This is a genomic window from Paraburkholderia sp. D15 (assembly GCF_029910215.1).
Classification (GTDB): Bacteria; Pseudomonadota; Gammaproteobacteria; order Burkholderiales; family Burkholderiaceae; genus Paraburkholderia.
In genome coordinates this window covers 2232768-2246205 of the sequence record NZ_CP110396.1, presented here as the reverse complement: position 1 = coordinate 2246205, position 13438 = coordinate 2232768, and the positions used below count along the sequence as shown (strand labels likewise).

At 65.8% G+C, this 13438-nt stretch carries 10 protein-coding genes; 1 reads left to right on the top strand and 9 read right to left on the bottom strand.

Going from position 1 to position 13438, the window contains the following annotated elements; translation table 11 throughout:
* Window positions 1-6: 6 nt before the first annotated feature.
* The 5 genes from LFL96_RS29805 to LFL96_RS29785 all read right to left on the bottom strand — a co-directional run bounded on the left by LFL96_RS29805 (window position 7) and on the right by LFL96_RS29785 (window position 8888).
* Window positions 7-762, bottom strand: a complete 756-nt coding sequence (locus LFL96_RS29805) for a transporter substrate-binding domain-containing protein (RefSeq protein ID WP_281001485.1) — start codon at window positions 760-762, stop codon at window positions 7-9.
* Between the two features lie 95 nt (window positions 763-857).
* On the bottom strand, window positions 858-1607 hold the full coding sequence (locus tag LFL96_RS29800; protein ID WP_281001484.1) for an IclR family transcriptional regulator: 750 nt from the start codon (window positions 1605-1607) through the stop codon (window positions 858-860).
* A gap of 182 nt (window positions 1608-1789) precedes the next feature.
* Window positions 1790-2680 (bottom strand): transglutaminase family protein, encoded by an 891-nt coding sequence (locus LFL96_RS29795; RefSeq protein WP_281001483.1) that lies wholly within the window; start codon window positions 2678-2680, stop codon window positions 1790-1792.
* Window positions 2677-5382, bottom strand: a complete 2706-nt coding sequence (locus tag LFL96_RS29790; protein ID WP_281001482.1) for a circularly permuted type 2 ATP-grasp protein — start codon at window positions 5380-5382, stop codon at window positions 2677-2679. Before LFL96_RS29790 ends, LFL96_RS29795 begins: the two co-directional genes overlap by 4 nt.
* Before the next feature lie 32 nt (window positions 5383-5414).
* On the bottom strand, window positions 5415-8888 hold the full coding sequence (locus tag LFL96_RS29785) for a transglutaminase family protein (RefSeq protein WP_281001481.1): 3474 nt from the start codon (window positions 8886-8888) through the stop codon (window positions 5415-5417).
* A gap of 334 nt (window positions 8889-9222) precedes the next feature.
* On the opposite strand from LFL96_RS29785, the gene LFL96_RS29780 reads away from it, so the two are divergent.
* Window positions 9223-10374 carry a putative zinc-binding metallopeptidase gene (locus LFL96_RS29780; RefSeq protein WP_281001480.1) on the top strand — a complete coding sequence of 384 codons (1152 nt, stop codon included), beginning with the start codon at window positions 9223-9225 and terminating at the stop codon, window positions 10372-10374.
* A 76-nt stretch (window positions 10375-10450) separates the two neighbouring features.
* Here LFL96_RS29780 and LFL96_RS29775 read toward each other — a convergent pair whose 3' ends face one another.
* The 4 genes from LFL96_RS29775 to LFL96_RS29760 form a co-directional block, all read right to left on the bottom strand.
* Entirely contained in the window at window positions 10451-11761 is a 1311-nt protein-coding gene (locus LFL96_RS29775) for a DUF3443 domain-containing protein (RefSeq protein WP_281001479.1), read from the bottom strand.
* An 11-nt stretch (window positions 11762-11772) separates the two neighbouring features.
* Entirely contained in the window at window positions 11773-12222 is a 450-nt protein-coding gene (locus tag LFL96_RS29770) for a DUF2844 domain-containing protein (protein ID WP_281003894.1), read from the bottom strand.
* Between the two features lie 291 nt (window positions 12223-12513).
* Window positions 12514-12768, bottom strand: a complete 255-nt coding sequence (locus LFL96_RS29765; protein ID WP_281001478.1) for a hypothetical protein — start codon at window positions 12766-12768, stop codon at window positions 12514-12516.
* Window positions 12769-12827: 59 nt separating this feature from the next.
* Window positions 12828-13253, bottom strand: a complete 426-nt coding sequence (locus tag LFL96_RS29760; protein WP_281001477.1) for a phasin family protein — start codon at window positions 13251-13253, stop codon at window positions 12828-12830.
* Between the last annotated feature and the right edge of the window lie 185 nt (window positions 13254-13438).

Sequence of the window (13438 nt, the reverse complement as noted above, 5' to 3'; positions counted from 1 at the left end):
AACCTGTTATTGCGCGCTCGCGCCGAACCACTTCTTGACGAACGCGGCATACGTGCCGTCCGCCTTGATCTTCGCGAGCGCGGTGTTGAATGACGCCTTCAGTTCAGGCTCGTCCTTGCGAACCGCGATTCCGTAGGCTTCCGTGGTGAGCGGCTTGTCGAGCACGCGGAAACCGCCGCGCGTGCGCACCAGTTGATACGCGGCCGGCTTGCCGGTGACGGCGGCGTCCGCGCGGCCGATGCCGACGAGGTCGAACATCTCCTGATTCTTCTCGACTTCGACGCGGTTGATCTGCGGGAAGTTGTCGCGCAGGAAGTTCACCGACTTCGTGCCGACCTGAACCGACACCTTCTTGCCGTTCAGATCCGTGACCGACTTGATCGGCGAATCGCTCTTCACCAGCACGACGAGGCCGCCTGCGTAGTACGAATCGGTGAAGTCGACCACTTTCGCGCGTTCGTCGGTGATGTAGATGCCGGAGATCGCGGCGTCGAAACGATGTGCGATCAGGCCGGGAATCAGCCCCTTGAAGTCGATGTCGGTCCATTGCACGCGCTTGCCCATGGCCTTGGCGAGCGCGTTCATCACGTCGACGTCGAAGCCGGTGCGCGCGCCGTTCTCGGTGAATTCCATCGGCGGGAAGGTGGCGTCGGTGGCGACGTTCAGCACGTCCGGCGTTTGCGCGGAGGCCGCGCCGGGGAAGCCCGCGAAGGTCACGGCAAAGGTGACGCAGGCAAGGGACAGCAGGCGGTGCAGTTTCATGGGGTAGGCTCCTTGTGGTTCTTCACATTTGTTTGTCGGTGAGCTCGTTCATTCGGAATCCGTATCGACGACGAGACGCCAACGGCTTCAAGGTTTCAATCGGTTTGCATGTGCCCGGAAATGGCGCGGGCCGTACGTAGCGTCCCGTCGATGAATTGGCTCTCGCGGCCCGCGGCGCGCGTGGACGGCGCCATCAGCGTGATCGACGCGCTGCTGCCCGCGCTGCGTCCGCCGCGATGAAAGATCGGTGCGCTCACGCCCCACACGCCCGGGTCGACTTCGCTGTCGCTGACGGCGTAACCCTGTGCGCGAATCTGTTCGAGCTCGGCTTCGATCGCGGCGCGGCCGGCGGGGTCGTCGTCGAACACGCTGTCGAGTACTTCGCTGCGGGCCTTGTCGGCCATGAAGGCCAGCAGCGATTTCGCCGACGCGCCCGCCTTGAGCGGCACCGCGCGGCCTTTTTCGAACGAGCAGCGCAGCGAGTGCTGACTGTCGACCATTTCGAGGCACATCACCTGATGCTTGACGGCCACCACGAGGCCGATGCTTTCCTGCGACGCGCGCGCCAGTTGCTGCATCTCGCTGCGGCTCGCTTCGACCAGCAGCGAGTTCACGTCGAAACCGAGCGCGAGTTGCAGGCTGATCGGCCCCGGCGCGTAATGCCCGGCGTTTTCCGCGACGAAACCCCAGCGCTTGAGCAGCGCGATCTGCCGGTACAAGGTGCTCTGCGCGAGACCGGTCACGCCCAGCAGATCCTTTACCGACATAGCCTTGCCATGACTGGCGAGCGCCGCCAGCACCAGCAAGACCCGTTCTGCTCCTGTCACACCTTGTTCCGCGTTCACGTCGACCACCACCGCTATCAATCACGGAATCAGAATGCCAGAACGTTCTCGCTTTTCAAAAATAGGATTCCCATTCAATGGGAATAGGAAGCAAGGGATTTCCCGAATGAGGTAAAAATGAGCGTGCAGCGGTAATTTCGCCTGCACGTATAGAGAATTTGTCTGACGGAAAAAAGCGGCGGCTACAGCGCGAGCACCGTCACGCCGACTTCGACACGGTGCGCGCCGCCGCCGAGAATCATGCCGCGCAGGAGCGACACGTCGCTGTAATCGCGGCCGATCGCGAGCGTCACGTGGTCGGTATCCGCGAGCACGTCGTTGGTCGGATCGAGATCGATCCAGCCGCTGTCGGGACAATGCACCGATACCCACGCATGCGACGCGTCCGCGCCGATCAGGCGCGGCTGCCCCGGCGGCGGATCGTTGCGCAGATAGCCGCTCACATAGCGCGCGGGCAAACCCAGCGAGCGCAGACAGCCGATCATCACCTGCGCGAAATCCTGGCACACGCCGCTCTTCAACTCGAACGCGCGTTCGGCGGGCGTATCGAACATCGTCGCCGACGGTTTGTATGCGAAGTCGCGATGAATGCGATGCATCAGGTCGATCGCACCCGCGACGACCGGCATGCCCGCCGGAAAACTCGGCGCGGCGTATTCGCGCAGCGACGGCCGCGGCACGATGTTCGGCGACGCGAAACAGAACTCCGCTTCCGGCCGGAACTGACCGCCGACGCGAAAGCGCAGCGCATCGGCGACCTCTTCCCACGCGGGCGTCGCCTCCGGATCGAGATCGGTCCAGCGCGGCGTCAGCGCGACCGTGGTTTCGCTGACCAGTTGCAGGCGTTCGTGCGGCGCGTCGAGCGCGAAATACAGCACGTCGTTGCCGAATGCGTCGGTGCGGCTGTTCAGATACGACGGCCGCGGCTCGATCTTTTCGCTATGCGACACCACGCGTTGCCACGCGCAGGCGATCGGCCGGATCGTCGCGAGATGCTGCGCGGTCTCGACGTAGGTCGAGTAGTGATAGGTCGTGCGATGCGAGACGGACAGCACGGTCGGCGCGTTCTTCATGACCACACCTGCAAGGCGACCGTGCTCGCGTGGCTGAAGTAACGCGCGCTGATCTCATGCGCGGCGGCGCCGACGAAACCGCCGATCTGATCGCATACCGCGATCAGATCGCTGTACGCGCCGTTTTCATCGACGGTGCAGAGTTTTTCCAGCGTCGGCAACGAGACCGCCGGCGGCATCAATTCCGCGAACGGCCGATGCCGCACGCTGCCCGCCGCGGCCGAGATCTCGTCGAGCTTCTTGCGCAGCCGCGCGTAGACGCCGTAGATGCCGCGCGGGTTGGTCGGTTCACACACCAGCAGATCGAGCAGGGCCGGCACTTCGAAACGGCCCGGATACAGCGAGCGATACGTCAGCGTGCTGTCGAAGAGTTGCAGCAGCAGATCGAAGCCTGCGGGCGTGCCGAGTTGCCCTTTGTCGGCGACGACGCGCAGGATCGACGTCATCGCCGATACGCGTTCGATATGCCGGCCGACGAACAGCAGACGCCAGGCTTCGTCGCGCGTCATGCGGTCGCCTTGCGCGCCGCTGATCGCCGATAGCTGCACCGACAGGTGTTCGAGCGCGTTCATCAGCGTGACGCGGTCATAGCGGTTGTAGCGCTCGCTGCGGTCGGCGCGCCCCGAAAGACCATGGGCGCCGTTCGTGGCGCCCGCACCGCTCGCTTCGCCTACACCGTTCGCGCCATTTGCAGCCACGCCGCCGCCCGGCCCCAGGTGAGCCCCCGCGCCCGGCATCAACGTCTGCAACGCATCGCGGAAATCGTTGCGCGCGGCCAGAATCGTGCGCCAATGATCGTTCGACAAGCGTCCCCGCACCTCGCCGTTCGAGCGCGCCTGACACGTCAGATTCTGACCGATGCTCGCCGCGCCGGTGCTCTCGCTCAGATTCGCGACCAGCGCGCGTTCGAACGCCTGCGGCGAATGCGGCGCGGCCATGTCGCCGCTCTGCACGAGCCCGCAATACAGCGCGAGTTCGACCAGCGTGGGAAACATCGCGTCGGCGTCGTTGCCTTCCAGCGAGCCGAGAATCAGCCGCAGCAGACGCACATTGTTTTCCGCGCGCTCGCCGTAACGTCCGGCCCAGAACAGGTTCTCCGCCGCGCGGCTCGACACGGTGCGATGCTTGCGCGCGAGGTCGGCGGGCTGCATCGGCGAAGGCAGGAGCGTGAAGGTCGAGGTCGGCTGGCTCGACAGCACCCAGGTGTCCACGCTGCTGCCGCCGAACTGCATCGACACGGTGGTCTGGCGTTCCGCCGCCATGCGCGTGAAGCCGCCCGGCATGACATGCCAGCCGCCGTTGACGTCGGCGATCGCATACACGCGCAGAACCGACGGACGCCGCCCGATCGTGCCGTCCTCGTAACGCGGCGTGCAGGAAAAACGCTGCGCCTGCTGGATCGTGAAGCTGTCGGGCATCGCATCGATCCGCTCGCGCCATGCCGACAGTTTTTGCCGGCCCTGCTCGATACCGGGCGGCGCATCGCGCGCGCCGAGCGGCCAGGTCGGCACGATGAAGGCTTCGTCCAGACGCGTGAACGCATGCTCGCGCGCGGCCGCTTCGCCACACCACCAGGTCGGCACGCTGGGCAGCACGAGATCTTCGTCGAGCAGCACTTCGGCGATGCCGGGCAGAAAACCGTGCATTGCGGGCGACTCGACGAAACCCGAGCCCGGCACGTTCGAGACGATCACGTTGCCCGCGCGCATCACCTGCAGCAAACCCGGCACGCCGATGCTCGAATCGGCGCGCAACTCGACCGGATCGCAGAACGCGTCGTCCAGACGGCGCAGCACCACGTGCACGCGTTCGAGGCCGCCCAATGTCTTCAGATACAGCTTGTCGTCGCGCACGGTCAGGTCTTTGCCTTCCACCAGCGTGACGCCGAGATAGCGTGCGAGAAACACGTGCTCGAAGTAGGTTTCGCTGAACGGCCCCGGTGTCAGCAGCGCGATATGCGGCGAGGTCTCGGCGCCAGGACTGTCGTGCAGCATGGTGGCCTGCGCGGCCTGCACGAGCGTGGCGATCAGTTGCGAATAGGTCGGCGCGAGGCGGCTCACGCGCATCGCGCGGAACGGTTCGGCGAACAGCGTCGACACGATCAGGCGGTTTTCGAGCGCGTAACCGAGCCCCGACGGCGCCTCGGTGCGATGCGCCATCACGGTCCAGTCGCCGCCCGGCGTGCGCGCAAGATCCACCGCGACAACCTGCAGGAACTGACCGCCTGGCGGCGTGTAACCCTTCACCGGACGCAGATAGCCAGGGTGGCCGAACACCAGCGCGGGCGGCAACTGCCCGCGCGCCAGCAAGGTCTGCGGGCCGTAGACGTCGGCGACGATCGCGTTGAGCAGATGGGCGCGCTGCGTCACGCCGCGCTCGATGTGCGCCCATTCGTCCTCGCTGATCAGGAACGGCAGCAGGTCGAGCGCCCACGGCCGCGGTTCGCCGTTATCCGCGTAGACGTTGTAGCTGATGTCGTTGTCGCGGATCTGCTGCGCGACCGACGCGCGATGATCGTCGAGCCGCGCGATGCCGTCTTCGCCGAGCCGCTCGAAGAACTGCCGCCACGGCTCGCGCAACGCGCCCGACACGTCGCGCAACTCGTCCCAATGTCCCTCGTAGGCCGGCAGCAGGCGCAACAGGGATGAAGCGTCCGCGCGGGCCGCGGACGTCTCGAAGGGAAAAGTCGATTGAAAGGCCAAGGTCGTGTCGTTGTATGAGAGCGTGCCGCGTTTTACCAGTAGCGCAGATCCAGCGTGAACGGAAACTCCAGGCTGCGTTGCGGCGCGCCGGCCGCGAGCGGCCCGGGCGTATGGCCCGTCGCGAAGAAGCGCGCGCGCCGCCGGCTTTCCGCCTCGTACGCATTGACCGGGAAGGTCTGGTAATTGCGCCCGCCCGGATGAGCGACATGATACTGGCAACCGCCCAGCGAGCGGCCGGTCCACGTGTCGATCAGATCGAACGTGAGCGGCGCGTCCACGCCGATGGTGGGATGCAGCGCCGATGGCTGCGACCACGCGCGAAACCGCACGCCGGCCACGTATTCGCTGACGCGCCCGGTCGGCTGCAACGGCACCGGCACGCCATTGACGGTCAGCACGTGGCGGTTGTCGTTCAGACCGAGCGCGCGCACTTCGAGCCGTTCCACCGACGAATCCACGTAGCGCACCGTGCCGCCCGCCGAGCCCTCCTCGCCCATCACGTGCCACGGTTCGAGCGCATTGCGCACGCTCAGCGACACGCCGTCCACCGTGGTCTCGCCGACCAGCGGGAAGCGGAATTCGAAGTGCGGCGCGAACCATTCGCCGTCGAACGCGAAACCCGCGCGGTTCAGGTCGTCGAGCACGTCGTCGAAATCCATCTTCACGAAGCTGCCGAGCAGAAAGCGGTCGTGCAGTTCGGTGCCCCAGCGCGTGAGGCGCTGCGTGTACGGCGTGCGCCAGAAGCGCGCCACCAGCGCACGCAACAGCAGTTGCTGCACGAGGCTCATGCGCGCGTGCGGCGGCATTTCGAAGCCGCGCAATTCGAGCAGGCCGAGGCGGCCGGTCGGACCGTCGGGCGAATACAGCTTGTCGATACAGAACTCGGCGCGGTGCGTATTGCCGGTCACGTCGATCAGGATATTGCGCAGCGCGCGGTCGATCATCCACGCCGGCAGGTTCGCGCTGTCGCGGCCGCCGAGCAGATCGATCTGCCGCTGCAACTCGCGGAACGCGATTTCGAGTTCGTAGACCTGGTCGTTGCGCGCCTCGTCGATACGCGGCGCCTGGCTGGTCGGTCCGATGAAAAGGCCGGAAAACAGATACGACAGCGAAGGATGGTTGTGCCAGTACGCGATCAGACTCGCGAGCAGATCGGGCCGCCGCAGAAACGGACTGTCGGCCGGTGTCGCCCCGCCGAGCACGAAGTGATTGCCGCCGCCGGTGCCGGTGTGGCGGCCGTCGGTCATGAACTTCTCGCTGCTCAGATAGCTTTTCGCGGCGGACTCGTACAGGTACTCGGTATGGTCGACCAGTTGCCCCCAGTTCGCCGCCGGATGAATGTTCACTTCGATCACGCCGGGGTCGGGCGTGACCTGCAGCAGCTTCAGACGCGGATCGCGCGGCGGCGGATAGCCTTCGAGCACGACCTTCATGTGCAGGTCGGCGGCGCTTGCCTCGACGGCCGCGAGCAGGTCGAGATAATCGTCGAGTTCGGTGAGCGGCGGCATGAACACGTGCAGCAGCGAGCGGCCGCTGCCGAACGCATCGGTCTCGGCCTTCGGACCGGCCGCGCGTTTCGGGTCGCGCGCCTCGACACAGATCGCCGTGCGCAGCGTTGCCGTCGACGACTGCCCACGCGCCGGCGGCGCTTCGTCGCCGGCTTGCGGCGCGAACGCCAGCACGCCGCTGCCCGCCATGCCGCTCAACAGATCCGCGGCCGACGAAGACAAGGCCGCCGCCCGTCGCGCGGCGCTGGGGCTCAGCGCGCCCGCGTCGCTGTCGTACTGCAGGCGCAACTGCGCGGCGGAGCGCAACGGCACCGGCGGCGCGAACGGATCGTGCGCGTGTTGATACGGATAGTCGGTCTTCGACACCCACGGCAGCGAATCGAGCGGCAGGCGATACCCCATCGGCGAATCGCCGGGAATCAGGAACATGCGTTCGTCGCGGAAGAACCAGCGGCCGCTGACCCATTTCGGCGCCGCGTGCGGCACGTCGCGTTCGCGCGCGAGCGGCAGCACGAACCCGGTCGCGCTGCCCAGACCCGAGTCGAACACGCGGCGCAGGCGCACGCGTTCGAGTTCGTCGTCGAGGCGCGCATCGAGCGGATCGACGTTGACCGGCAGACGGCGCTCGCGCCACAGGTAATACCAGACATCCTCGAAGCCGGGCTGGATGCAGTCCGTGTCGAGGTCCAGCTTGTTCGCGAGATGCGCGAGAAAGCGTTGCGCGTCGGCGGCGGTGTACGCGCCGGGATCGCGCTCGTCGGCGAACAGCGCGGGGTCCTGCCAGCACGGCTCGCCGTCCGCGCGCCAGTACAACGACATCGCCCAGCGCGGCAGTTGCTCGCCCGGATACCACTTGCCCTGGCCGATGTGCAGGAAGCCGTTCGCGCCGTACCGCGCACGCAGCTTGTCCATCAGCGCGACCGCATAGCCGCGCTTGGTGGGCCCCAGCGCGTCGGTGTTCCATTCGGGCGCGTCACGGTCGCGCACCGACACGAAGGTCGGCTCGCCGCCCATGGTCAGGCGCACGTCCATCGCGTCGAGCTGACGGTCGACTTCGGCGCCCATCGTCAGCACGTCGGCCCACACCGCTTCGCTGAACGGCCGCGTGACGCGCGGCGTCTCCAGCACGCGCTCGATCGACATGGTGTGCTCGAACTCGACCTCGGATTCGTCGACCGCGCCGGAGATCGGCGCCGCGCTGCCCGGTTCCGGCGTGCACGCGACGGGGATATGGCCTTCGCCGGCCAGCAGCCCGGAAGTCGGATCGAGGCCGATCCAGCCGGCGCCCGGCAGATACACCTCGCACCACGCATGCAGGTCGGTGAAGTCGACTTCGGTGCCGCTCGGGCCGTCGATCGATTTGACGTCCGGCGCGAGCTGCAGCAGATAGCCCGACACGAAGCGCGCCGCGAGCCCGAGCTGCCGCAGCGTTTCGACCAGCAGCCAGCCCGAATCGCGGCACGAGCCGGAGCCGTTCACCAGCGTTTCCTCGGGCGTCTGCACGCCTGGCTCCATCCGGATCAGATAGCGGATCTCGCGCTGCAGCCGCTGGTTGAGCGCGACGAGAAAGTCGGCGGTGCCGGTCGGCGTGCGGTCGATGCTCGCGACGAATTCGGCGAAGCGCGGCGTCATCGGCCGCTTGACGAGGTACGGTGCAAGCTCCTGCGCGAGGCCCGGCGCGTAATCGAACGGACATTGCTCGGCCGACGGTTCGAGAAAGAAGTCGAACGGGTTGTACACGGCCATTTCGGCGACGAGGTCCACCTTCACCTTGAATTCCCGCGTCTTCTCGGGAAACACGAGCCGCGCCTGATAGTTGGCGAACGCGTCCTGCTGCCAGTTGATGAAGTGCTGCGCCGGTTCGACCCGCATCGAGTACGCGTGGATCGGCGTGCGGCAATGCGGTGCAGGCCTCAGGCGCACGACCTGGGGCGACAGCGCGACCAGCCTGTCGTAGCGGTAATGAGTGACGTGATGCAACGCGACGCGTATGGACACACCGGACTCCTGGACGAAGGGGCAGCCCGCCAAAAAGCAAGCTTCATGCCGTTTTAGGGACAGACGCGACGAATCCCGCGAACCGCCCGCCGTGCGCGACACATCGCCCGTCATCCGGTGTGTCGCGTCCGCCGGCCGTCCGGACACGCGAGCCGCGCGCCTCGGGATCGCCCCGCCTTTCGATTGCCTTCTACCGCGACGCGCACCAAAGCGGCGCAGCGTCGTCCACGATCATGCATGTAATGTGCGTTAAACCGGTGACGTCTGGCAAATGCGGCATAAAGATTGCGGCGACACGTCGCTCCTCGCGTCATCCACCTACCGGGCTTTGTCGATGAAAACCTTCCACTGCAATCACTGCTCGCATCTGGTCTTCTTTGAAAACGTGCGCTGCGAGCGGTGCGAATCGCTGCTCGGCTATGTGCCGGAGGTCAGGGAGATCAGCGCGTTCGAGGACGCCGGCGACGGCGCCTGGCGCAGCCTGCATCCCGGCGTGCAAGGCAAGCTGTTCCGCCAGTGCCATAACTACGCGGTCGAAAACGTCTGCAACTGGATGATCCCGGCCGATTCGCCGGACACGTTGTGCCGCTCGTGCCAGCTGACGCTGACCATTCCGAATCTGGGCGCGCCGGACAACCGGCTCTACTGGTACCGGCTGGAAGTGGCGAAGCGACGCCTGCTGTACACGCTGGCGGAATTCGGACTCGACGTGCCGTCGCGGCAGACCGACCCCGAGCATGGTCTCGCATTCGAGTTTCTCGAAGACGGCGGCGATGGCGCCCATGTGATGACCGGACACGACAACGGGCTGATCACGCTGAACATCGCCGAGGCGGACGACGCGCACCGCGAGCAGGTCCGCACCGCGATGGGCGAGCCGTACCGGACGCTGCTCGGTCACTTCCGTCATGAGACCGGCCACTACTATTTCAGCCAGCTGGTGGAACACGAGCCGCGGCGACTGGAGCGCTTCCGCGCACTGTTCGGCGACGAAAGCGCGGACTATGGCGAAGCGCTGAACCGCTATTACGCGGAAGGTGCGCCGGCCGACTGGCAGGCGTCGTACATCAGCGCGTACGCGACGATGCATCCATGGGAAGACTGGGCGGAGACGTGGGCGCACTACATGCTGATCGTCGACGTGCTGGATACGTCGACGTCGTACGGCGTCGCGCTGCTGCCCGACGATCCGAGCGAGCCGACGCTGACCGACCGCACGCCGGTGGAGGATGCGAGCTTCGAGAACCTGATGAAGCGCTGGTTTCCGCTGACCTACGCGTTGAACAGCCTGAACCGGAGTCTCGGCATGCCGGACGGTTATCCGTTTACGCTCGCCGCGCCGGTGGTGGACAAGCTGCGCTTCGTGCATCGCGTGATCGCGGAAGCGGGCGACCGGTCGCGGCAAACGGAAACGGCGGCGGGTGCCGTGGCGCCGCCGCCGTCGCTATCGCCGCCGTCACCATCGCCTGATGCGGCGGCGGGCTAGCGCCGTCCTGGCGTGTTGCCGAGCCGACGCTTGTTCGCCGCGCCGGCAACTCAACGCAGCCCCGTCCTCCCATCGCTCAATACGCGACGTAAGGCCCCGTGCCGCCCGGCGTCACCTGCTGTTCCACCGCCGCATACACGTTGCGGCCGTAGAAGAACGGCAAACCCCAATCGAAGATCGTCGACTTGACGAACGCCGGGCCCGCGAGCAGCGGCAGCGCCGAACTGCCGCTGTACGTCTGCGCAATCGCGGTCGCATTGCCGACGCTGAAATTCACCGCGCTCGTCACGCCGTTCACGCCCTGGATCATCGCGCTCATCTGCTCGGTCGAGGCCGGGCAGTAGTACGAGCTGTTCGGGCTCGCGCAGACCGGCATCGCGCTGGTCGCGAAGAACAGCCCGGTGGAGCCGCTGTCGAGAATACTTTGCGAGTACGTGGTGCCGTTCTGCACGGTCGTGAAGGTGCCGTTCGACGGACTCACGCCGATCACCTGCGCGCCGCCCAACGTATTGTTGGTCTGCGTGCCGATGCCGAACACCAGTTGCCCGCTCACCGATTGCGCGCCGCCCGAGACGGTCGGCAAGCTCAGCATCGAACCATTGTTGTCGGTGGCGAAATACGGAATCGGGTTGGCGACCTGATACGGCTCGGCCAGCGGAATCGAGGTGCACGACGTGCTGCCGTTGCACGCGTAGTACGTGCCGTCCACCGCCTGCTGCACGCAGTTCGCGCCGCAGTCGTGCTTGAACACGCCGATGCCGAGAATGCCGTTGGCCTGCAATGCGGACGGCGTGTTGCGCGACGCGCCGAAACTCGCGCACGTCGACGGCAGCGACGCGTAGTTCGGATCGATCACCTGCACCGGCAGCGACGCGGCTTTTTCGCCGGCGATCTGCATATCGGCGAGCCGCACCGAGCCCCACGTATAGCCGTCGAAGAACTGCATGCACTCGGCCAGCGAGTTGCCCGCGTTGTCCTTCTCCTGCGGCAGCGCCACCGAGGCCGGCAGTTGCGACGCGAAAATGCGCACGCCCCACGAACCGGTATCGACCAGCACGTGATCGATGGTCTGGCATTGCGAGGTGCCCGGCGTGCAGATCGTGATGCTGACGAACGGCATGTTCGGCACGTTGCTCACGCCCGAATCGACGGTCACGCGCACCGCATTCGCGGCGAGCGCCGGCGACGATGGCGCGGACAGCGCGGTGGTCGTGCCGCCCGAACTGCTCGACGCAGCGGTGCCGCCCGAGCCGCCGCCTCCGCCGCCGCACGCGGCGACCAGCAGCGCGAGCAACGTCGCGGCGAAGAAGGTCTTCAACGAAGACGCCAGCAATGAACCGGAAAGCGAACCGGAAAGCGAACGAGCAAGCGAAGTATGGTCACGCATGATTCGCTCCGTTATTGAATGACGCCGGCATCGACGCCCGCGGGCACCGCTTGCGGCAGATACGCGTGACCGGCGAACGCGCGCAGATGGCCGCCCGAGTACACCACCAGATCGCTGGTCGAAACCGCGAGCGGCGTGGCGCGGCGCGTCGCGGTCGCGGCGACGTAGGTGTCGAACGAGGCGCCCAGCATCGACTTGAGGTCGGGCAGCGTGGGACCGTCCCACGCGACGCCGAACACGATGCCGTTGGACGCCACGTACTCGCGCACCTGGGTGCCGGACGGCATCGTGATCAGGTGTACCGAATACGCGCTTTGCGTAGTGGCCGTGTGCGCGACGGCATGCAGACGCGCCTGATCGCTGCCGATCGTGCTGACGTTCTGGCCGAGCGTGGCATGCGCGGCAAACGACAACACGCAGCCGGCCCCGAGCATTGCTCGCGCAATGCGGGTAGAAAGCATCGGTTTCAAGAGAGTTTCCTTCGAGGTGAAACGCTCATGACGAGCCGGGAAAACCTGTCATGAACGGGAATATCCAGGGGCGCACTCCTGATCGGCGGTGCCGGTTCTGCATTCACACCGGTTGGGTTGCGTGAATGCGTCAACGGAGTGGCGGCGCGAAACTTTAGCTAGCGGGGCGTGACGTTGCAATCGTTTGCCGCGCGATTTAAACCGCTGCGGGACGTGGCGTCGTTTGTCGCTGTTTGACAGGCGGGAAGTGGATCGCCAGAGGACGCTGCTTAGGCGTGCGTTTTAGCGTTCAAGGCCGTTTAAAGCGAACACGCGCATGAAATCGAGCGGCTGTGGCAAAAAAACATCCATGCATCCCGCATCGCTGTTTTTCATGTAAGCGGGCGCTGAATAAAACCTCGCGGATGCCGATTTTCCTCTGACGATAAGCCGCGCGCAGGTGGCTTTCGTGTGAAGAGACGCGGGAAGAAAACCAGCCGCCCCGGTGATGCTTCGGAGGCCAGAAAAAAATGCCGTGAATGACAAAGTGTCATTCACGGCATCGGTCCGGCATCGCGCAATGCGAAGACCGGCGATTACGCGCGACGCGCGCGCGCTTACTTCTTCTGTTGCTGAAGCAGCGACTTCAATTCCTGCACGTTTTCTTCCACGCGTTTCGCGATCACCGCATACGACTCGGCTTGCGTCTGATACGCGGCTTGCGCGAGCTGCTGCATGTCGGCAAGCGATTTGTGCAGGCTTTGCTGGATCAACTCGGCAGCCTTCGACGACGGCGCCGCGCCGCCCGTCGACAACTGCCCCGTCAACGACTGCAATTCGCTCAACGTGGTGCGCAGCATGTCAGCCTGTTTCTGCGCGAGCGACTGCATGCCCTGGAAAGCCGTCTGGTTCGCCTGAACGAGAGCTTCCATGTCCTTGCGTCGCGCTTCCATGATGGCGGGTACGTCGAAGCCGGGGAGCTTGAACTGCTCCAGCATTTTGGTGAAATCGCCAAACGGATTGGCGGCGTCAGGTCGGTCCATGCGAAATCCTCCTTAACGGTTGAGTACTCGCCGGCGGCGCGTGGGCGGCGCCCTGCATCACGCTGCCCTGCGTACGTGTGCTGCATCGCGGCGTCCTGCGTCATGACGCGAAGCCATCGCGATGCGCCGCCGGCGCGGCGTGCACCGCACGGCCCATCCCGCCTCGCGGCATCTGGGGTCGGACG

Coding starts and splice junctions, on each gene's coding strand:
- LFL96_RS29775 (WP_281001479.1), bottom strand. CDS start 11,761: ATGCGTGACCATACTTCGCTTGCTCGTTCGCTTTCCGGTTCGCTTTCC.
- LFL96_RS29805 (WP_281001485.1), bottom strand. CDS start 762: ATGAAACTGCACCGCCTGCTGTCCCTTGCCTGCGTCACCTTTGCCGTG.
- LFL96_RS29760 (WP_281001477.1), bottom strand. CDS start 13,253: ATGGACCGACCTGACGCCGCCAATCCGTTTGGCGATTTCACCAAAATG.
- LFL96_RS29795 (WP_281001483.1), bottom strand. CDS start 2,680: ATGAAGAACGCGCCGACCGTGCTGTCCGTCTCGCATCGCACGACCTAT.
- LFL96_RS29770 (WP_281003894.1), bottom strand. CDS start 12,222: ATGCTTTCTACCCGCATTGCGCGAGCAATGCTCGGGGCCGGCTGCGTG.
- LFL96_RS29780 (WP_281001480.1), top strand. CDS start 9,223: ATGAAAACCTTCCACTGCAATCACTGCTCGCATCTGGTCTTCTTTGAA.